At 59.6% G+C, this 19,094-nt stretch carries 19 protein-coding genes; 8 read left to right on the top strand and 11 right to left on the bottom strand.

Features of this window, described 5'->3' with window-relative positions:
* Positions 1-293: 293 nt before the first annotated feature.
* The 5 genes from ABZ728_RS08810 (at position 294) to ABZ728_RS08790 (ending at position 5,305) form a co-directional block, all read left to right on the top strand.
* Positions 294-506: a hypothetical protein gene (locus tag ABZ728_RS08810; RefSeq protein WP_366655718.1), complete on the top strand. Its 213-nt coding sequence runs from the start codon at positions 294-296 to the stop codon at positions 504-506.
* Positions 507-912: 406 nt separating this feature from the next.
* Complete coding sequence (locus ABZ728_RS08805; RefSeq protein WP_366655717.1) at positions 913-1,473, top strand: hypothetical protein; 561 nt, start codon at positions 913-915, stop codon at positions 1,471-1,473.
* 47 nt (positions 1,474-1,520) lie between these two features.
* Positions 1,521-4,208 (top strand): Ig-like domain-containing protein, encoded by a 2,688-nt coding sequence (locus tag ABZ728_RS08800; protein WP_366655716.1) that lies wholly within the window; start codon positions 1,521-1,523, stop codon positions 4,206-4,208.
* Between the two features lie 103 nt (positions 4,209-4,311).
* Positions 4,312-4,449, top strand: a complete 138-nt coding sequence (locus tag ABZ728_RS08795; protein WP_366655715.1) for a hypothetical protein — start codon at positions 4,312-4,314, stop codon at positions 4,447-4,449.
* 280 nt (positions 4,450-4,729) lie between these two features.
* Positions 4,730-5,305 carry a hypothetical protein gene (locus ABZ728_RS08790; RefSeq protein ID WP_366655714.1) on the top strand — a complete coding sequence of 192 codons (576 nt, stop codon included), beginning with the start codon at positions 4,730-4,732 and terminating at the stop codon, positions 5,303-5,305.
* Between the two features lie 264 nt (positions 5,306-5,569).
* On the opposite strand, the gene ABZ728_RS08785 is transcribed toward ABZ728_RS08790, so the two are convergent.
* The 6 genes from ABZ728_RS08785 to ABZ728_RS08760 form a co-directional block, all read right to left on the bottom strand.
* The gene (locus ABZ728_RS08785) at positions 5,570-6,778 is read right to left on the bottom strand and encodes a cation:proton antiporter (RefSeq protein WP_366655713.1); all 1,209 of its coding nucleotides are present in this window, start codon (positions 6,776-6,778) and stop codon (positions 5,570-5,572) included.
* A 156-nt stretch (positions 6,779-6,934) separates the two neighbouring features.
* Positions 6,935-7,681 carry a flavodoxin family protein gene (locus tag ABZ728_RS08780; RefSeq protein WP_366655712.1) on the bottom strand — a complete coding sequence of 249 codons (747 nt, stop codon included), beginning with the start codon at positions 7,679-7,681 and terminating at the stop codon, positions 6,935-6,937.
* Between the two features lie 90 nt (positions 7,682-7,771).
* Positions 7,772-7,957, bottom strand: a complete 186-nt coding sequence (locus tag ABZ728_RS08775) for an SDR family oxidoreductase (protein ID WP_366655711.1) — start codon at positions 7,955-7,957, stop codon at positions 7,772-7,774.
* Positions 7,958-8,112: 155 nt separating this feature from the next.
* On the bottom strand, positions 8,113-8,652 hold the full coding sequence (locus ABZ728_RS08770) for a peroxiredoxin-like family protein (RefSeq protein WP_366655710.1): 540 nt from the start codon (positions 8,650-8,652) through the stop codon (positions 8,113-8,115).
* 329 nt (positions 8,653-8,981) lie between these two features.
* Positions 8,982-9,452, bottom strand: coding sequence for a DUF6789 family protein (locus ABZ728_RS08765; protein WP_366655709.1), 471 nt, complete (start codon positions 9,450-9,452; stop codon positions 8,982-8,984).
* 292 nt (positions 9,453-9,744) lie between these two features.
* A complete protein-coding gene (locus ABZ728_RS08760; RefSeq protein WP_366655708.1) occupies positions 9,745-10,158 on the bottom strand; it encodes a helix-turn-helix domain-containing protein in 414 nt (137 codons plus the stop codon).
* A gap of 172 nt (positions 10,159-10,330) precedes the next feature.
* Between ABZ728_RS08760 and merF the strand changes: the two genes are divergently transcribed.
* Entirely contained in the window at positions 10,331-10,579 is a 249-nt protein-coding gene (gene merF, locus ABZ728_RS08755; RefSeq protein WP_366655707.1) for a mercury resistance system transport protein MerF, read from the top strand.
* Position 10,580: 1 nt separating this feature from the next.
* Positions 10,581-12,011 (top strand): mercury(II) reductase, encoded by a 1,431-nt coding sequence (gene merA / locus ABZ728_RS08750; RefSeq protein WP_366655706.1) that lies wholly within the window; start codon positions 10,581-10,583, stop codon positions 12,009-12,011.
* A gap of 67 nt (positions 12,012-12,078) precedes the next feature.
* Here the strand turns inward: merA and ABZ728_RS08745 are convergent, their stop codons facing one another.
* The 5 genes from ABZ728_RS08745 to ABZ728_RS08725 form a co-directional block, all read right to left on the bottom strand.
* On the bottom strand, positions 12,079-14,007 hold the full coding sequence (locus ABZ728_RS08745) for a glycoside hydrolase family 15 protein (RefSeq protein ID WP_366655705.1): 1,929 nt from the start codon (positions 14,005-14,007) through the stop codon (positions 12,079-12,081).
* A gap of 106 nt (positions 14,008-14,113) precedes the next feature.
* Entirely contained in the window at positions 14,114-14,446 is a 333-nt protein-coding gene (locus tag ABZ728_RS08740) for a high-potential iron-sulfur protein (RefSeq protein ID WP_366655704.1), read from the bottom strand.
* A gap of 113 nt (positions 14,447-14,559) precedes the next feature.
* Positions 14,560-15,633 carry a hypothetical protein gene (locus tag ABZ728_RS08735; RefSeq protein WP_366655703.1) on the bottom strand — a complete coding sequence of 358 codons (1,074 nt, stop codon included), beginning with the start codon at positions 15,631-15,633 and terminating at the stop codon, positions 14,560-14,562.
* 388 nt (positions 15,634-16,021) lie between these two features.
* On the bottom strand, positions 16,022-16,597 hold the full coding sequence (locus ABZ728_RS08730; RefSeq protein ID WP_366655702.1) for a carboxymuconolactone decarboxylase family protein: 576 nt from the start codon (positions 16,595-16,597) through the stop codon (positions 16,022-16,024).
* A 74-nt stretch (positions 16,598-16,671) separates the two neighbouring features.
* A complete protein-coding gene (locus tag ABZ728_RS08725; protein ID WP_366655701.1) occupies positions 16,672-17,253 on the bottom strand; it encodes a TetR/AcrR family transcriptional regulator in 582 nt (193 codons plus the stop codon).
* Positions 17,254-17,623: 370 nt separating this feature from the next.
* Between ABZ728_RS08725 and ABZ728_RS08720 the strand changes: the two genes are divergently transcribed.
* A complete protein-coding gene (locus ABZ728_RS08720) occupies positions 17,624-19,069 on the top strand; it encodes an ATP-binding protein (protein WP_366655700.1) in 1,446 nt (481 codons plus the stop codon).
* The last annotated feature ends 25 nt before the right edge of the window (positions 19,070-19,094 follow it).

Genomic DNA, 19,094 nt, shown 5'->3' with positions numbered 1-19,094 from the left:
GATCCCTGTACTGGCGCTCGGACAATGCATTGAAGGTCCGGCGCGGACTCCCCACGGGGCATCGATCACGGCCAATCCGACGGGGCACGCATCCCCCCCAGGTGGTCTGCGCCACAGGGGGCAATTGGTTGCTCCCGGCGAATCGGCTCGGTTCTGGAAGGGTACGCCAAATTCGGGCCGTCGCCCGCGGGTCACGCTACGTTCCGCTAGGCTTCACTTCGCGTGACCCGTGGCGTGCATGTCCAGAAACCGCAGCTAAAAGGTACAGGGCGATCGCCGACCTCCCGAGGTCGGTGCCTGCCGCCGCAGCCGACGCCCCTGAACTGGCCTCCGACGCGGCGGCATGGTTTCCGACCGCGCTTTTCGACCGTATCGAGCAATTGCGCCGGGCCTTTGATACCGATGGCGTGAGCCGTTTGCGCGCGGTGATCGACGGCACGAGTCTGCGCCTCTCAATACGGGATCCGGAGGCCAGGTTCCGTCTTGCCGTAGAGCCCGATTTTTAATCATGTGGGCGAACGGGTCTCGGCCCGGACGAAGTCTGGGTGCCGTTGGGCGTATCACATAGACCGTCTTTGAGTTTGTTTGCCGGGTTTGATAGGCTCCGCCAGCATACTTGAAGATCGCACGATGAGGTCACCCGGGTCGGTACTGCCCGGGGCGCGCAGCCGCAGCGTCGGCAGCCTCGGTCACCGTGGGTCTGAGCACAGGCGGCTTGAACATCCGGCCTGTTTACGCGCCGAAATCTTGCAGGAGTAAGCGATGACGCGTCTTGTTTTCGCATTGGGATTGGCCCTGATCGCAGTACCCCCCGTACTTGCGCCCGCATTCGCAGCTGGAACCGCGCAATTTTCCTCACCAACCCCGGAAGGGGTAAAAACGATGGAGATGGCTTGGCTTGATCCGAGCACGATGCGTATCACGCCCGGTACGCCCGGGACCTACATGCTCGTGCGCGACGGCACGCTCTACGCAGCGACCACAGCCGGCGGCATGGGTGTTCATGTCGTCGACCTCAGCTCGCTTGGTGAGATGGCGGGCTCGATGGGTGCGGACTCCGGCGGTGCGGATGGCCAGACCGGCCCTCAAATCACGATCGAAACCGCCGAGGAGGTTACCGGGCTTGAGGCGACCGGCCGTCAGGAAGTGGTCGCCGGCATCGAAGGCGAACTCTACGAGATTGGCTGGATCGATAGCGGGGGCGAGCACCATACCGATCAGATGGTGCTCACCGACAACCCGCTCGCCGTCGAGATGGGCCAGGCCTTTGCGGCGATGGCCGCCGCAACCAACGGCGAGGTCGAGCCGCGCCAGGCGGCGATCGTCGAACGCGGCCTCGGAATCTTGCGCTACGGCCAGGCGTTCGTCGTCGAATCCCTGACCGACGAGTCACGACCCGCCTCTGAATTCGAGTTGCCTGCCGAACCGACCAATATCGGCGATATGATGGGCGCTTTCGGATCGGCGCCCTAGCCCCGCGTCCTGCTACGGAATCGAATTTCCAACAGAAGGCATCGGCCATGCCTGCATTCTCCAGACTGCGAGCCGCGCTCGTCGCCGGTGCGGTCGGTGTTACGACAACAGCCAGCGCGCAGGACCGATGCGAGCCCGTGCCGGTCGACCCTTGGCCGACCTGCTCAGCGGCGATGATGGCGCAGGCGATCAACCCGCCGTTCACTTTCGAGTCGGTTGGCGACGTCAATCTTGACGCCTTTGCCGACGGCGCCAATGCCGAACTTCTGCCTGGGCGGGCGCGCCTGCAGGTATCGCACGCGTCGGGCGGGGTCGCAGGCTCGGGCATTGCCTGCGCCTCCCATCTCGGCGCGGTGGCCGCCGAGGGCGGTGCGTCGGGTATAAGCCCCGAGATGGCGGCGCAAATGGAGCTCTATACCGGCGAAGAGTTCGAGGGCACCGAAAGCGCAGGCACCGTTTTCCGCGTGTTCAGTCCGAACCTGAATGTCTGGCGGGGCGGCGGCATGGCCGGACCGTTGGAGGTGCGCCACGGCGGTGTCGGCGGCTGGCCTGCGAACGCCGCGGCTCAGGTCGTGGTCGAATTGGCCGGGACGCCACCCTCGGAAATCGAGGCGGGCCAAAGCTATGCCGCGCGCGCCTATGTGTCCGGCGATGGGCGGGCGCAGACCGTTGGCGGCTTCATCACCTCTTGGAACGGCGTCATTGGGCGCGTCTCCGATCCGATGGACCCGGAATACCGGCGCGCCTGCGAGCGGTCCATGGCAAGAATGCGCGACATGCTTGAAGCGGTCGGTGTGCCGTTCGAGAATGCAATGGGCCGCGCCTATCGGTCATACGAGTGCGAGTCACATCTGCGCCTCGTCGACGGGGTCAGCCGACGCGTAACGCAAGGCTCGCTCAGTGGCGAGGTCGTGATCGAGGCGGTCACGGCGAATCGCGTTGTCGGAAGCTTCGATCTCTCAGGCCCCGCGACGGTCGCGATCTCGACTCATCGCCCTGAGCGGCTGACCGAAACCGAGGAACGCTCTGGCCCGATGACGATCACTGGGCGCTTTATGGCGCCGAACGTCCGCACAACCGGCATGGCCGGGCCGCACCGTGCCGCTCGTGTCGACGGCAACGATCCCGAGCCGGGCGCCGGTTTCACCGTCGCGGCGCAGACACCGGAACCGGATCGGCGCAACGTCTCGTGGACGCCCGACATCCGGCTGCGTTTCTCCGAGCCGGTCGATCCGGACTCGCTGAACGCCGACGCCATCACACTCAGCACACGCAACGCCGGCGGCGATATGGAGCGGGTCGAGGCTAGCCTGGCGCTTGCCGCCCCCGATGAAGTCGCCGTCGTGACAGCCGACCGGCTTCGCGACGGCGTTCGGTATCGGCTGACGGCAAGACCGAGCGGCGTGCGCAGCGCAAGCGGTGCGGCGCTGTCCAGCGCGCATACCAGTGACTTTTACACCATGGTCAACCTCAATGACGACGAGGACATGATCTACACGGCGCCCGGATCGAGCACGCGCTTCACACCACACCAGCATTTCGTCCAGGACTGGACCGAAGGCATTGAAACCAATCTCTACCAGGTGAGCGCGAACGAACCGCTGATCGTGGGCAAGCCGACTGCTGCGCGTGTCTACATGAAATGGCGCCCGCACGACGACGTGCACGAAGATTGGCAGGTGGAAGAGTTTCGCACCCATGTCCGCGGGATCGGCGACGAAGAGCAGCCGCTGTTCGACGAGGTCCGTGGGGCTCGGGTCCGGCGGCTCGATCTCTACGATGCCGAGGATCGTCGGGCGGCGCACAATTCGGTCAATCTCTATGGTTGGACGCCCGCAGAGGTCGACGAGACCTTCGAGGTGCGTATTGAAGTCGAACCCGTCGACCAGTGCGGCGAGCCGGAAGTGTTCGTCGAGGACGCGGATGTCGAGTGGAACGACCTGCAAACCGAGTTGACGATTGCGTACTATATGGCGCGCGTCGGGCCGTGGCGTGACGGCGTGCCAGGCTGGGCTTTGAACGAGGCACGGCGCGTTGCGCGCACGGCCGCCGATTTCACGACCCAAACCTTTCCGGTGACCGACACCAATCTCCGTTTCGCCGGCGCGATGCATTACGCGCCGGCCGATCACCAGGAGATGCAGGATGAAGTGGCGCGCGGCAATGCCGGGGGTGTCCGCAACTACCTCATGGCCAGCACCCATGACCGTCTCGCGGCGGCGCGCCAAACAGACGCCGATGTGTGGCTGCTCTTCACGCCCTTTTCGTGGCTGGAGGTCGCCGGAAGGGCCGAATGGGACCTTGGCGCGGATTACGACGCCCTTCATGCCACCGACGACGACATCCGCTTTGCCTTTCCCACGATCCAGATGACGATCACTAAGGGCATGGGCGATACGCCGCTCACCTCGGCGATGCAGTTGGTTACCCATGAACTCGGCCATATCTATGGTCTCGATCACGAGCCTTATGCGCGCGACACAGAGCACCGGCGCGCCGTGTGCGACGCGGCGGCCGGTGATCTCTATCCCGGCATCGAGGGGTTTCGAATCGAACGCGACGGGTATCCAGGGTTCAACAAGTCCTCGATCGAAGGCAACGCTCAATCCGGCGAGCAGCTCCTTCCGCTGATGCTCCCATGCGGGGGGGCGGTCGCGGAGTACTGGATCACCCGTGAACACTATACCCAGCTAATTGACAACATGACGCAAATCGGTTCCCGATCTTCTCCATGAAGCCAGCCGGAAGCCACCAAGCGCATAAAGCAGACTACAGGACACCGGCCAGACAATGGGCTCCCATAGCAGCACGCCGAGAACGGAGTCATCGACGATAAAAATGTTCATAGCCGCTTTTGAGACAGCTCTCGCCGGAGGCAGCGCCTATGCCCAGAATGATGCTCCGGAATTGCTCGCCATCGACCCGATGACGACGCACTTTAAATATTACGGCAACAAACTTGTGGCGATTTGGTGAAATGAAGAGCGCTTTTCTGTTAGGAACCGTGGCCACAGTGAAATACCCCTGCACTAGAACGAGATTCTGACGCTGATATCAATTTGAACGGAGAAAATTTTTTGTTTTATCGACCGAAAATAACTCATCCATACGTTTAAATCCGGCGGCCATATTGCTTTGCGCTCATCAGATGGTGGTGGTCGCGCAGCTTGGTTGGCTTCGAAGCTGTTATGCGCACGCTAAAAATGGTGTCATCACCGCGACAGTTGCAGCCAAATCGCAAAACAAGGAGCATGGCATGACCAAACAGCAGAGCGTCGTTAGTCGGCTGGGCGGTTTGCTTGCGATCCTCGCGATCGCGAGCGCGATATTCTATGTCTTCTATGTGATTTACTGGTCGGGCGAGACGGTCACGCAGATCGAATTGGCTTCGCAAGGTCGCAGTGAGGAGTTGCCTGTCGCACTGGACCCCACAATGAATCCGGTGCGTGCAGTTCTGGGTCTAGAATATTCAGGCCGGATCGGCAGACGTATTGCCCGTTATGATGTCGCGATCGGGGGCGATGAAGAGGCAGAAATTAAGGACATCTTCACCCACAGCGGTATTGCTAATGATTCGAGCGATGAGTCCGGCCGCTCCATTCGTGTTCGTGGTCACAACATCAATCTGGGTACCTTCGAGGTTCCTTTGGATGCTGGTTATTTGGTGCGCGCCAACATTGCGGCATCCAACGGGATCGATATTGAGTCGGCTACTGTCACGCTGACGGCCAATAGCGCAGTATGGAATTTTCGCATCGTTGGCGGGCTGGCCGTTACCTTCATCTTTGGCTTCGTAATGGTTGTCGCGGGTCGGAGCCGAAAAACAGGCTAGTAGCTTGATAAAAAAGGTGGTGGTTCAATTCAAATGTGATGTATCCGCTGACGTCGAACCAATGGTATCAAAGTTTTGTCTTGTCGCCTGGTCGGAAACAACCAAAACTGGACGCGAACGGCATACAGAAAAAACATCAACTTTTCCCCAGGTGACGCCCACAGGTCGCCGGCTTCATTGGGATGCGCAAGCAGCCGGAGATAAATCACACCGAGGCGACAACAGTCAGTGTGAAGAGCCTGGCGGTCATGTCAGCCATTCCGCCTACGGTCTCGTGCGCCCCAAAAGCTGCGCCACCACTAAGGGGCCGGCAATACAGGTCGCCACCGCCGCAAGAACGGAGGCCGTGTAGAGTTCAGACGGCACCGCCCAGGCCCCCATCGACAGGCCGTGTGCCATGACGATCAGGAATATCTCGGCCCGGGGCACCATGCTCGCGCCGATAATCTGGCCGGTTCTGCGTCCGGAAACAGCCCAGGCCGGAAGGCCGGCGCCTAGCGCCTTGCCTGCAACAAGCGCGACAAAGAGTGCCGCGGCAAGCGAGAGAGTGGCCCCGAAACGGTCGAATTCGACCGACAGCCCTATGGATAGAAAGAAGAATGGGCTGAAGAGCGCCAGAATGGAGGCGAAGGCGTCGTCGATCTGACGCTCTGCAGGATCGCGGCTGAAGGCAAGGCCGGCGAAGATTGCCCCGATCGCCATGGAAAAGCCAAGCGCGTCGGCCGTGGCGGCGATTAGAAAGACGGTCCCGGCCGCGAAGACGAACGGGCCAGTGCGCGGATCAAGGTCGGCAAAGATCGCCGACAGCCTCGGTTCAACCAGACGAGAGAATGCGTAGCAAGCAGCAGAGAAAAGGGTGATCTTGGCGATCTGCACGGCACCGGCCCACGCCGCCTGGCCCATCGTCCCGTTGCCTTCATGCAGGTTTGGCACAACGGCGAAAACGATCCCGAGCAGGATCGCCGCCGACAGATCGTCAAGCTCAGCCACGTCGAGCATCAGCGCGCCGTCATCGCTCTGCAATGCGCCGGCTTCTTCCCAGGGCGCGGTGGAGATGCCGATGCTCGTGGCGCTTGCTGCGATGGCTGTGAGCAGTGCCGGGATGGGCCCTAGGCCGGGCCATGCCCAGATCAGCGCGAAGGCGAGGGCCGCGGGAACCGCCATGTTTGGAAGCCAGATCACGACTGCGCGCCGAAGTTGTCCGGCAAGTCGATCCGGATCGCTTTCCAGCCCCACGCGGAAGAGCAGGGCCACGAGGCCCAACTGCGCCAACACCCCGGTCTGGTCGCGAAGGTCGCGCGTCATAAACTCCAGACTTTCGTCGGCGGCGGACAGGGCGAGACCGAGAGCGATAAAGGCGATCAATGCGGGCAGGGCGACCTTTCTCAGCGCACTCCTGAGCGGAATGGCGAGTAGCGCGACCGCGCCGAACACGAGCATTAGTTGCCCGTAGCTTTCATGCGTTTCAGTCATGACGATGTTTTGGTCTTATTGCATTGTAAAGGGCGGAAATTAATTTAAGTTCATCGTAGATGTTGTCCTCTCATCGGGATAATTATTGGAAAGTTCCAGCTCAGAATGCTCCGAAAATCGGGATGCACGTCAAAGCCTGCCGACTTGATACCTTTTTCAGCTTCTGTGTTCGGGGTTTTCAAAATCGAAACGGCATCCGGCCGACCACGCCTTGCGGTCGTTACCATGGTTGGGGAGACCGCCGGCATCCTTCAGCATCCGCGCCATGTGCATCAGGTTCCAAGTCATGATCGTGGTGTTGCGCTGCGTGAATTCGTTGTCGAACCCCGCGTCATCATCGCCGTAGCTCGGACCCGGCCCGGCCTCGCCGATCCAGCCGCAATCGGCCTGCGGCGGGATCGTGTAGCCAAGATGCGACATAGAATAGAGAACGTTCATCGCCACATGCTTGATCCCATCCTCGTTACCGGTGACCACGACGCCGCCGGTCTTGCCATAGAAGATGGATTGCCCCTTGTCATTCAGAAGCCCGGACATGGCGTAGAGACGTTCGATGAGAATCCGGCAGACAGAGGATTGTTCGCCCAGCCATATCGGCGTGCCGATGACGAGTATGTCCGCCGCCTCGACCTTGCGCCATAGATCGGGCCAGTCGTCATGGTCCCAGCCATGCTCACGCATGTCCGGCTGTACGCCGAAAGCGACGGTATGGGCGGTCATCCGGATGTCTTCCACGACGACGCCACTTTTGCGCATGATCTCGGCCGATGTGCCCAACAGCAGCGATGTGTGCGACGTTTGGTCGGGATGCTTTAGTGTGCAATTGAAATATACGGCACGCAGATCGGAAAAGTCAGTTTCATTCTTCTCGCAAAGTGATGCCTGTTTTTCGCTTAAAGTCATGAGCAGTTTCCCTATAAAGCTTCAGGATGTCATCGCTTCGCTTCTCTGTCATTTCCGCGAAACCCCGCGTAGATTGGCTGCCCCATCATATTAATCCTGCATTGCATAAATGGTCGGCGGCAAGACCTGCGCATCGAGACCGACAGCGAGCTCGCCCACCGAGCGATCCGACACGATCACCACCTTGGCGCCTGCAGCGGCAAGGTATTTCGGGATTTCAAGGCCGATGCCGCCGGCACCACCTGTTATGACGCAGATCTTGCGGTCGAGTTTCATTGGCCGTGTTGCCTGTTTGAACGAGAAACAATGAATTGTCATTCACAGGGGGCATTCGAAAGGCAGGGAAGGTTCGATTCCACTCGCTTCAGATCGAGGCCGCGCCAGGAAGTTGTTGCCGATCCAGCGCGTCTCTTCCTGACGGCGGGGCTGTCTCAGGCCGCGAGACGACCGCGGATCGGATAGTTGTTGTCACGAATAAACTTCAGCCCCTTGGCGAGGCTCGCAAGATCCGGCCGGGCGAACGGCGCGTTCGAGATGTCCACAACCTGTATCAGCCCGTCGGCGTTGATCACGAACACGCCAGGTTCCGGGAAGGGACGGTCGGTTTCCTGTTCCGAGCGCGGCTCTGAAACATAAAGCCCGAGCGCCTTCATTTGATCCACCGTGAGGCCATGCCCAACCGGGAAGGTAACGCCGATCTCTTCGGCGAAGCTGCGCGCACGATCTTCGGGATCGCCGGAAACGGCGATGACATCGACCCCGGCCGCAGCGAAATCGGGCAGGGTACGCTCAAGCTCAGTCAGATAGGCCTTGCAGATCGGGCAATGCTTGCCGCGATAGATCACGACCATTTGCCAGTCGTGATCGTCAACAGGGATGCCGAGACGCAACTCACCGCCACCAATCTGCGGCACGGTGATATCGGGAAGGTGGTCTCCGGGTTTGAGTTTGTTTGCCATCGCCGTCTCCAATTTCCACTTGTTTGAGTTTGGCCACATGCAGATTGCCTGCGGGATCGGTTGTGGTTATTGCCGGATTGCCGGGCCATCCAACGACGGTAAAACGTGCCACTGGATCGCTATCGGGCCGGTGTTGCAGTCAGTTCGCGTGCGCCCGACGGGCCCAGCAGCCACCTGTTGTTCATGATGAAGGTTCTGCGGCGCGAAAGGTTCCACCGACTGGAGCAGATCGGACCACTTGCTTCCCTGCGGAGTATTTCATGCCTCAGGCAAGGAACCGCTGCGCAGCAGGCCGTTTCCTTTGCTGAGTGCCGGGTCGAACATGGCGGGCATCAGGACGGTCATAACCGGCGCTGCAACCGGTCAATCACATAGGCGATCGTCAGGGCGTATATCAGATGCGCGACCAGCGAGACCCATGTATAGCTCACAAACCCCAGCATGAACGGCCGCCCGACGAGTGGCGCCAGAAAGCCCTGGGCGATGAACCATAACACGATACCGTATAGCGCACCGGCAAGTGCCCAGCCCCAGTTGTTCAGGAAACGCCGCATCAGCATATAGCCAACGGGGAATACCACGATCCCGGCCAGCAGATGGCCTGCCCATCCGGCGGAAATCGGCAGCGACAGACCCGCCAGGGCCGTGAGCGCGACAACAAAATTCGCCGGCAGCATCGGCAAACCAAGGACCAACGGCGCAATCAACAGGGCGAGAATTTCAAATACGATCTGCGCGGCGATGCCCGCCGCCAGAATATGGATAATGGTCTCGCCTAGCGGTGTAGGCGCGACGCGATCCAGGCTGGACATCAATAATCCTTTCGTCTGCTCAACAGCCGCTGGCCGACTGTATTGCAAACTCGCAATACTGTTGCCAACGACGATGCTGCATGGGAGATTCCCCATTTCGGAATGGGGTCGTGTCCATAGCGAAATCCGTAATCGCGGACATTGCCGATGCAAGCCGCGTTCAACAATCCGTGAAAACCGTGAGGGAATGCTTCGCCGTTGTTACGTCGTCGTTGCGACTTCGCGGTTTGGCTCGGAATGCAAAAAGGCTTTGCTCGACGATGCGCACGTGACATCGATGGCCGTAAAGACCTTACGATCCGATCGTATCGAGCACCGGGCATTCTGGAACCTGGTCACCGGAACATTGCGCTGCCGTTTCGGCCAGAACCCGCTCGATGCGCATGAGATCGGCGATCTTCTCGCGCACGTCGGCAAGATGCCGTTCGGTAAGATCCTTTACCTCGGCGCAGGTCTGTGCGCCGCGATCGACGAGGGCGAGCAACTCCCGGATATCGCCGAGTGAAAAGCCCAACTCGCGTGCCCGCAGGATGAAGCGGAGCCGTTCCACATGGACGCTGCCGTATAGACGATACCCGGCATCCGTGCGCGGCGGCTCGGGCATCATGCCGATTTTCTCGTAATAGCGGATCGTTTCCAGATTGCAGCCGGTGCGGCGGGCAAGCGCTGCCCGGTGCAAACCCTTCTCCGGCGTGTCGTGTTTCATTCTCCGCAGAAACTCCTTGAGCCTGTAGTGACTACAGACCTTACATTGAACCCTTAGCGGGATCGAGGATGAAATGACATGAGTGACGCGCCAACCGGCCCCGCTGCTGTCGCGACCGCGCCAGCCAATGCGCGCGATCCCGCTCGGCTGAAATCAATGTGAGGGTGGGAGGATGAAAGACGCCACGATCATCAAGACCGGCGCTATTGGCACGGTCATCGCCGCCATCTGCTGCTTCACGCCGGTTCTGGTCATATTGTTCGGCATCGCCGGTCTCGCGGCATGGCTCGGCTGGCTCGATTACGTTCTTCTTCCGGCGTTGGCGGTTTTCGCCGGGATCGCGGTCTTCGGTCTTTGGCGGCGGCAGCGGGTTGCCGCCTGCTGCGAAACCGACACTAAAGCGACAAAGGAAAACACCTGATATGACGGATTGCTATATGCCGGAGCCAAAGAGCCACGGCGCCTACGACCTCGCCGTCGTTGGTGCCGGTTCCGCCGGGTTCTCTGCCGCCATAACTGCCGCCGAACAGGGTGCCGAAGTCGCCCTCGTCGGGCACGGCACGATCGGTGGCACTTGCGTCAATGTCGGCTGCGTGCCGTCGAAGACAATGATCCGCGCCGCCGAAGTCCTGCATGGTGCGCGCGCCGCCAGCCGCTTTCCCGGGCTCTCCGGCGAAGCCCATATAATGGATTGGGGCGCGCTCGTTGCGGCGAAGGATGATCTGGTGACGACGCTTCGTCAGCGCAAATACATCGATCTGCTGTCGGCCTATCCCGGCATATCCTATTTCGACGGGGCCGCATGCCTGACGACCGGGGGCGTCGCCGTTGGCGGACGGATCGTACGGGCGGGAAAGACGATCATTACCACCGGGGCGGCACCGGGCCAACCGGACATTCCCGGCTTTGATGATGTACCGTGGCTGACCAGCACCACAGCGCTGGAGCTGACCGACCTGCCGCGTTCGCTGATTGTGATCGGCGGCGGCTATGTCGGCTGCGAACTCGCTCAGATGTTTGCGCGTATGGGTACGCGTGTGACCATCGTCGCCCGTTCGCGTCTTCTCCCAGAGGCAGAGCCGGAAGTGTCGGAAGCCCTGACCGGGTATCTGCGCGACGAAGGCTTGATGGTGCATGTTGGCCTTGCCTATCGGCAGGTCACGCGGGATGAACGCGGCGTTGGCCTGATCGTGGAGATCGATGGCCGCGAAGAAACTCTTCGGGCGGAGCAGGTTTTGGCTGCAACGGGGCGAACGCCCAACACGCGCGGGCTCGATCTTCATAAGAACGGTGTGCAACGCGCCGACAGCGGCGCTATCTCGGTCGACGCGATGATGCGCACCTCCAATCCGATCATCTATGCAGCCGGTGACGTGACTGGCCGCGACCAGTTTGTGTATATGGCCGCTTACGGCGGCAAGGTTGCCGCGCTCAACGCTCTGAATGGTGACAGCCTTGTCTATGACAATAGCGCCATGCCCTGGGTGGTGTTCAACGATCCTCAGGTGGCCGGCGTCGGCCTGAGCGCGGCCACGGCCAGAAACGCGGGCTACGACGTCAAGACCTCGGTCCTGCCGCTCGATCAAGTGCCACGGGCGCTTGCAGCGCGTGATGCGCGCGGGTTGATCAAACTGGTGGCGGACGCCGGAACCGACCGTCTGCTCGGCGGCCAGATCCTTGCACCCGAAGCTGCCGATAGCGTTCAGACGCTGGCGGTTGCCCTTAAGACCGGCATGACGGCGAAGGCGCTCGGCGAGATGCTATTCCCGTATCTGACGACCGTTGAAGGGCTGAAGCTTGCCGCACTGGCCTTCGACAAGAACGTGGCGACGCTTTCCTGCTGTGCGGGGTAGGCTCTTTTTCGAACGAATTACCGGCATTGCTTCACGCGCGCGCCGGCCGCGTATAGGGGTGTGTTGGCTATTGCGCCAGGGCGCGCGGCATCACGGACTTCCTGGATGGCAGCAGTCGACCAACCCGACGGGTGGTGCTGAAGGCCGACAACAAACCGCGAATCCCGAATGTCGCCCCGACGCTGCGCCCGGTTCGGTCGGCATGACTTCCGGCCAGAGCCCTGGCGCCCGCCTCTTCGGCCATGGCCAAATGGAAGGCGGCCGACACCAGAGACAGGTGGGTGAAGGCCTGCGGCATGTTGCCGAGAAAGGCGCCGCTGTTCGGGTCGATTTCCTCGGCATAAAGACCGACATCGTTGGCCTGATCGATCAAACGCTCGAAGAGCGTCCGGCCCTCGTCGATACGACCAACCGCAAGCAACGCCTCGACCAGCCAGAAACTGCAGATCAGGAAACAGCCTTCCCCACCTTCCAGACCGTCGGATCCAATATAGCGGTAGACGAAATCGCCGGACCGCAATTCGCGTTCGACCGCTTGCACTGTTTGTTCCAGACAGCGGGCCGAAACCGGAAAACCAAGCAGCGGCACAGTCAGCAGCGCCGCATCGACGCCTGTATGGTCGTATGCCTGGATCAAATGATCGCGGTCGGTGTCGACACCCCGTTGTTTGATTTCGGCAAGCGCGGCGTCACGCGCCCGCGCCCATGTCGGCTGGTCGCCCAGCAGCCGAGCCGCACGATCCAGTGCCACCCAACACATGATTTTACCATGGACATGATGCCGGGGCTCGCCGCGCATTTCCCACAACCCCTGATCGGGCTGATCCCAGACCGCGACCACATAGTCTGCGATGCCGCGCAGCATTGTCTTTTGCTTAGCGTTAACGGTACCGCCAAGGCGCTGGAAGACCAGCGCCCAGTCCATGACTTCCCCGAAGACATCCATTTGGCGCTGGTCATGCGCACCGTTTCCTTTGCGCACCGGCCGGCTGCCTTGGTAGCCATCAAGATGGTCGATGATGGACTCCGTCAGGTCGGTTTCGACGTCGATGCCATACATGATGTTGAGTGTCGGATAGCTGGCGGCGCAGGCACGCTGGAGGAAGCCGCTGAAGCGCGCCGCTTCACCGCCATAACCGGCAGTCGCCAGGGCCGCCAATGTGAAGGCCGAGTCTCTCAGCCAGCAGTATCGATAATCCCAATTGCGCGTACCGCCGATTTCCTCGGGCAATGACGAGGTGGCGGCGGCCACGATCGCACCCGTGGGAGCGTAGGTCAGGAGTTTGAGGGTTAGCAGGCTACGGTCGACGGCGTGTTTATACCGACCGTCATAGCGGTTGTAGTCCAGCCACTCCCGCCAGAATGCTCTGGTGATGGAAAGTAATTGATCAAGAGCGGTAAGCGGCCTGGTCTGGTTAAGCGGCCGTGCTGCGACCATGAGATTGCGCCGCTCGCCAGGGGCGAGTCGGATGCGGGCAACGATCTTATCGCCGCTGCCTTTGACGCCGTTCAGGTCATGATAGAGCACGGGGCCGTCGGCGCTGGTGACCGCACCGGTGGTAAGGGTCAGGTGTGTCGGCACGCGCCCGAAAGCAGCGCTTGGCCGGTACCGGATGGTCACTGTCGGCCGGCCCTCGACCTGGATGATAATGCGCGCGAAGACATGCGGGGCATCGAGATCGACATAGTTATGGGCACCCACCCTCGGCTGTCGGCCGACCGGCATAAAATCGATGAGCGTAAAGGCGCCGTCTTCCGCGAATATCGTAGTGTTTAGCACGTTGGTGCCGGCTTCATATTCGCGTGCGACCGCCCGAATCTCCGAGGGCACGACCTCTAGAAAACCGCCTTGGTCGCTATCCAGGAGCCGGCAGAAAATTGGATCGGCGTCAAAGCGCTCCAGGCTGCACCAGTCTACCGAACCCGTACGGGAAACCAGGGCGCTGCCGTGACAATCGCCGACGGCTGCATAGTCGCGAATTGGTGCGTAATCCATGTTCCTGAACGGCCCTTGTCGGTTGAAAACTTGCCCTGATGCCGATCGTCAAAAGGATCGAAAACGGATGGCGCGGTACACCCAAAACATGGAAAAGCCGGAAGGATCACGCCGACGCGAAGGCTTCGCACCATCCAATCTCGTTTATCAGAACATCATTCAAATCCGGATGATTGCATCGCCCCCACGGCGCATCGACATGACCACCCCAGAAAGCGCAGTCCTGGCAACGCGCACCGGGCTGATAGCGGTCGTGATTGGCGGCTTCGGCGGAATTGTTCACATAGTCGAGGGCATGGCCGCGCTCTGCTCGCGGCAGATCTTCGGCGGCTTCGGCCGAGCGGCCTCCGGTGCGCGACAATGCCACCAAAGAAATCGCCGCGACCGCGGTCGCAGAGGTTTTCAAAAACCGGCGTCGATCGCTGTTCAAATCGTGCATTGGATTTCTCTCCCAAGGTGAGAAGGAGCGGGGCTGACCGTGGTGACACAAGCCCGACCGGCGGCGAAGACGCGATACGCCGTCGTCGGGTGGGACGGTCCTGCCATTGAAGCCTAGGCCGAGGTCATGTTCTCGCCGATGACCGGCACGGGGCAGTTGACGACGAAGCCCTGGGGATGCGTCGGCGGGACCCCGTTGTACTCGCGAAGGACGTCGGCATCGCGCAGTTCGCGCGCCTCTTCAGCCGATGTCAGAAGCCGGGCCTCGCTCTCGTCCCGCCATTCCAGCGTGTAGTGGTCCCAGAACGGGCTCCACGCCGGGTGCCCGGCCTGATTTCCGAATATGCCGGGCTGAAACCCCATAGCCCCCGACCCCTCGATGCCGTTGGCGAATACCCAGATACGGTCAGTGGCGCGATAGTCGTTAAGTTGCCACGTCGATGGTGAGACGGGGACGTTCATGTTGCCCGCCGGCCCCGCCAGAGACGCATCGGTCAGGATGTAATAGCTGCCAGGGAAGGCTTCATGCAGCTTCAGCGCGACCCGATCACGATTGGTATTTATGTCTTCGATAAGCTGGCCGCCGCCGAGATAGTCTTCCTTGGCGGCGTCGACGGTGAGCGCGCCACCCGGCCATTGCACCAAAGGATAATTGACAAGGATGCCGGTGTCTTCGACCTCGATCTGCCCGTTATCGCGTGCCCGATCAATCGCATCAGCCGAATCGAATGCGGCCTGGCCTGAGATGCGCTTGATTTCGAAAAGCGGTGTAAAGCGCTCGCTGCCGGGAGCATAACGTATGACCGACGGGCTGCCGTTGTCGAAAACGAAGAAATCGTTGTTGATGCCACGACCGCGGGCCGAATTCAGAAGTGGCACGTGAACCAGCCCTTCGCGTTCGGCGAAACCCGAATCGGAAGTGTCGGTGCGGATATAGCGTACCGGATTTCCGTTATGCAGCGCGTCATGAGTCCGGAATGTCACGAATCCAAAGGCGCCAGGCCACGAGTCGGTGGTCAGGACGTGATCGATCACGTCGTCAACGATCACGGTCCCCATCGCCGACCTCGCCTCAGCGACCTGCATCTGCCCAGTCGGACGGCAGCCAGCCGCGCCGAGCGCCAAAAGGCCAACCCCACTGGCGCCAACGCGCAATACCGACCGACGATTCATTTCCATGATATTCATAGCGGCCTCCCTTATCGCTCATTAGTAAAAACCGAATACGAATTGCGGAAAAGGGACAAGTGCCCAATAATACGCACTCATTCGAATCAGTCGAAAGTGCTTGGCAAGAGCATTATAATTTGAGTCAGTAAATGAGAAAATACGGGATTACCGAGAAGGTGCCAACCGTCGCGCTGCTGCGGGCTGGAAACTGGAATCAATTTTCAAAGTGACATGTTGACCGTTTCCGTCCGGCCTGAGGAGGGCTGATTTCGCGCGGTGCCCGGCAGATGGAACAGGTAATTGAGCAAGCGCCAAATTTGATATTGTTCACCTGCGCATCTCTTCCCGGACAAGGGTCTCTTGCCCGGGAGAGGTTGGCGTGTTTTTTGATGCCGCAGCGGACCGGTCAGGCCGCTTTTTCCCACGCGTGGCCGGCGAATGCTTCGTCAAGCGGCGTATGCAAAAGGTGATTGGCGTAATTGCTCAGTGTCTTGACGGCAAGCGCCAGGATAATTTCCAGCACATGGCGTTCTTCGAAGCCTGCGTCCAGGAACGCCTGAACTGCGGTTTTTGACGGCAGTCCCCGGGTTTCACGGAGCGTCTCGGTCAATGTGGCGAGCGCTGCCAATCTGATGTCCGGGATCGGTTGTCCATCGCGGATCGCCGCTGTCACCTCGGCGGGTACATTGGACATCTTTTCGGCGATCATGCTGTGGGCCGCCATGCAGTAGTCGCATCCGTTGCCACGACTGATGGTCAGGAACACCACCTCCTGTTCTGCGGGCGTGAAACCCGATTGCTGCCGGAACCGTTCGTAGCCGTCGAGGTAGGTTTCCAGTAGGCTGGCGGAATTTGCCATTCCGGCATACATGTTCGGGATGAATCCGACCTGCGCCTTGGCTTTTTCCAATACTTCTCTGGTCTGCGGTTCGGCGTCTTCGAGGGTCTGAAACGGCAGTGTCAGCTGGTATTCTGCAGTCATGGTCGTCTCCTTTCGGGTGAGTTGTCGTCGGTTCAGTCTGGAACGAACGTTCCAAACAAAGTCAAAAAGAAATTTCAGTCGAGGCGCCGCATTGCATCGTCAACGATGCTCCGAAGAAGCGTCCCATCGGGACGGCTGCGCACCAGCACGACAAGACCGATCAAGCTGGCCAGGAGCCCACGCGCACCATCTCCGGCATTGATATGATCACCAATCTCGCCCCGCTTCTTGCCTTCGGTTATCAAGCGGGCGAAGAATGCTTCAATCTGCTCCTGCGCATGAGCGACGATCTGTGCAACCTCCGGATCGTGGGCGGACAGTTCCAGCGCCGTATTTGTCAGGAGGCAGCCGCGATTGCTGCCCCCATCTGCAATGTCGGTCATAAAGGCCTGAAAGAGTCCACGAATGGCGTCGCGTGGTGAGTTTCGAGTTTCAAGATCAGCGAGTAGACTGTGGCGCATTTTGCTGTCGTACATGCGCAATGCCGCCAGGAACAGGGCGCGTTTGTCGCCGTAGGTTGCATAAAGACTACCCCGGTTGACGCCCGTGCAGTCTACCAGATCCTGCATCGACGTGGCTTCGTAGCCATGCGCCCAGAATGCCTGCATGGCTTTTTCGAGCGTCTCAGTCACGTCAAAGTTCTTCGTCCAAGGCATTTTCATCGTCTCCAAGCTCAATATGTGGCTAGTATGGAACGTTCATTCAAGAAGAGCCGGAAAATTCCCGGCACGCCCCGCGAAACCCATTGTGGCCCGTTGTTGCGGTAATGATTGCGGTTGCCGAGAACGGGGTCGGCATACCGACTGAGCTATGCTCTCGCCCATTCGAGCCGTCTTGCACGGCGAAGACGGTGTACGGAGAAAAGGGCCACGGCCCATCGATGGACTATGGCGTCATAAAACAGCGGAGCTAAGGGGTAACGCGCATTTAAATTTTATTTTCAGCTCTGTATCGTTTGTGGGCGTCCGGTTGTAGACGTCCGCGACGAAAAACCCCCTACGGTTACAGAATTCATTGAGGCGTCAATTGGCATATTTCGACGCGATCCAAGAGAGAATCATCCGGCAACCGTCAGTTTCGGAAGCGGTTCAAACTGCGATCGACAAAGAGCAGCATCGTAGCGAGGTGCTTGTCGGCTGGGTCCAGATGGCGTTGCTTGCGGTTTTTTCGTTCGCATATTTCATCGGACCAAAAGCTTTTCCGGAAGACGTGTCTACTGAGCCTGTGCCTTGGTTTCTCATTGTATACTTCTTTTTGACTGCCGGCAGGCTTTTTTTAGCTCACCGGTACAGCCTGCCGAAGTCATATCTATTTTCATCTATCATCATAGACATCGTATTGTTATTCGGCATGATTTGGTCGTTTCACCTACAATACGGCCAACCTGCGTCATTTTATCTTAAATCACCAGAATTTATATTTATTTTCTTATTCATATCGTTGCGAGTCTTAAATTTCGATCCACGTTTTCTGGTAATCTGCGGCGTGCTCAGCGCAGCAGGATGGAGCTTGCTCGTTGTTTTCGCCATGATGACCGCGCCGTCCGAAGCAGGGCGCACGGACAATTATGTGACGTACCTCACGTCGAACAGCATATTGCTTGGTGTCGATATCGCGAAAGTGATCGCCATACTGGCCGTGACGTTTGTGCTCGCCTTGGCGGCCTCACGAGCCCGGCATCTGCTGGCCCATCAGATCGAAACCGCACAGATCAATGCCCGCCTGGCGCGTGAGTTGATGGTTGCCAAGCAGCGTGCCGAAGAGGCTGACAAGGCAAAATCACAATTCTTGGCCACTATGGGGCATGAACTCAGGACGCCGCTCAATGCAATCATTGGCTTTTCTGAGATTATTGCCCAGCGCCGTCTTGGTTCCCTAGATGCCAAATACGCCGACTATGCACAGGACATAAAGATAAGTGGCGAACATCTTTTGGGAATTATCAACGAGATTCTTGAGTTTTCGCGCATCGATGCGGACCACATCTCCCTATCGTCCGAGATCGTCGATCTTGGCAACGTCGTGGACGCCGCGGCCGACTTGGCGACCGCGTATGCTCCGAAAACGGGGTGCCCAAAATCCATGGGCTCCATCCAAAACAGCCTTGCTAACGCAGGGGTGCAGTTGCGCGCCGATGAGCAGCGCCTGCGTCAAATCTTTGGTCAAATAATTGCCAACGCTATAAAATTCTCGCCTTATGGTCAATCGATAGAGATTTCGGGCCATCACGTGCCGGGCGGCTTTGCCGTGGAAATTCGGGATCAGGGTGTCGGGATGTCAGCTGAACATGTTTCCCAGGTGCTGAAGCCTTTCTATCAGGTGGATGCGGATTTGAGCCGGCGTTTTGAAGGGGTCGGCCTGGGACTCCCGATTGCCGACCGACTGGTGAGGCTTCATGGCGGCGCTCTATCAATTGAAAGCGAACTTGGTGAGGGAACAACGGTCACTGTCACATTGCCAACTGTGTCATGAGTCCAGAACTGACTTTCCAGGAACC

It is taken from the genome of Fodinicurvata sp. EGI_FJ10296, from assembly GCF_040712075.1.
In the GTDB taxonomy this organism is placed as follows: Bacteria; Pseudomonadota; Alphaproteobacteria; order DSM-16000; family Inquilinaceae; genus JBFCVL01.
The sequence above is the reverse complement of the archived record's forward strand: the minus strand, read 5'-3'. Positions and strand labels throughout refer to the sequence as shown.

Bases quoted from the DNA above. Each gene is read 5' to 3' on its own strand.
- ABZ728_RS08805 (WP_366655717.1), top strand. From the start codon at position 913: ATGCGTATCACGCCCGGTACGCCCGGGACCTACATGCTCGTGCGCGAC.
- ABZ728_RS08800 (WP_366655716.1), top strand. From the start codon at position 1,521: ATGCCTGCATTCTCCAGACTGCGAGCCGCGCTCGTCGCCGGTGCGGTC.
- ABZ728_RS08795 (WP_366655715.1), top strand. From the start codon at position 4,312: ATGTTCATAGCCGCTTTTGAGACAGCTCTCGCCGGAGGCAGCGCCTAT.
- ABZ728_RS08790 (WP_366655714.1), top strand. From the start codon at position 4,730: ATGACCAAACAGCAGAGCGTCGTTAGTCGGCTGGGCGGTTTGCTTGCG.
- ABZ728_RS08785 (WP_366655713.1), bottom strand. From the start codon at position 6,778: ATGACTGAAACGCATGAAAGCTACGGGCAACTAATGCTCGTGTTCGGC.
- ABZ728_RS08780 (WP_366655712.1), bottom strand. From the start codon at position 7,681: ATGACTTTAAGCGAAAAACAGGCATCACTTTGCGAGAAGAATGAAACT.
- ABZ728_RS08775 (WP_366655711.1), bottom strand. From the start codon at position 7,957: ATGAAACTCGACCGCAAGATCTGCGTCATAACAGGTGGTGCCGGCGGC.
- ABZ728_RS08765 (WP_366655709.1), bottom strand. From the start codon at position 9,452: ATGTCCAGCCTGGATCGCGTCGCGCCTACACCGCTAGGCGAGACCATT.
- ABZ728_RS08760 (WP_366655708.1), bottom strand. From the start codon at position 10,158: ATGAAACACGACACGCCGGAGAAGGGTTTGCACCGGGCAGCGCTTGCC.
- merF (WP_366655707.1), top strand. From the start codon at position 10,331: ATGAAAGACGCCACGATCATCAAGACCGGCGCTATTGGCACGGTCATC.
- merA (WP_366655706.1), top strand. From the start codon at position 10,581: ATGACGGATTGCTATATGCCGGAGCCAAAGAGCCACGGCGCCTACGAC.
- ABZ728_RS08745 (WP_366655705.1), bottom strand. From the start codon at position 14,007: ATGGATTACGCACCAATTCGCGACTATGCAGCCGTCGGCGATTGTCAC.
- ABZ728_RS08740 (WP_366655704.1), bottom strand. From the start codon at position 14,446: ATGCACGATTTGAACAGCGATCGACGCCGGTTTTTGAAAACCTCTGCG.
- ABZ728_RS08735 (WP_366655703.1), bottom strand. From the start codon at position 15,633: ATGAATATCATGGAAATGAATCGTCGGTCGGTATTGCGCGTTGGCGCC.
- ABZ728_RS08730 (WP_366655702.1), bottom strand. From the start codon at position 16,597: ATGACTGCAGAATACCAGCTGACACTGCCGTTTCAGACCCTCGAAGAC.
- ABZ728_RS08725 (WP_366655701.1), bottom strand. From the start codon at position 17,253: ATGCCTTGGACGAAGAACTTTGACGTGACTGAGACGCTCGAAAAAGCC.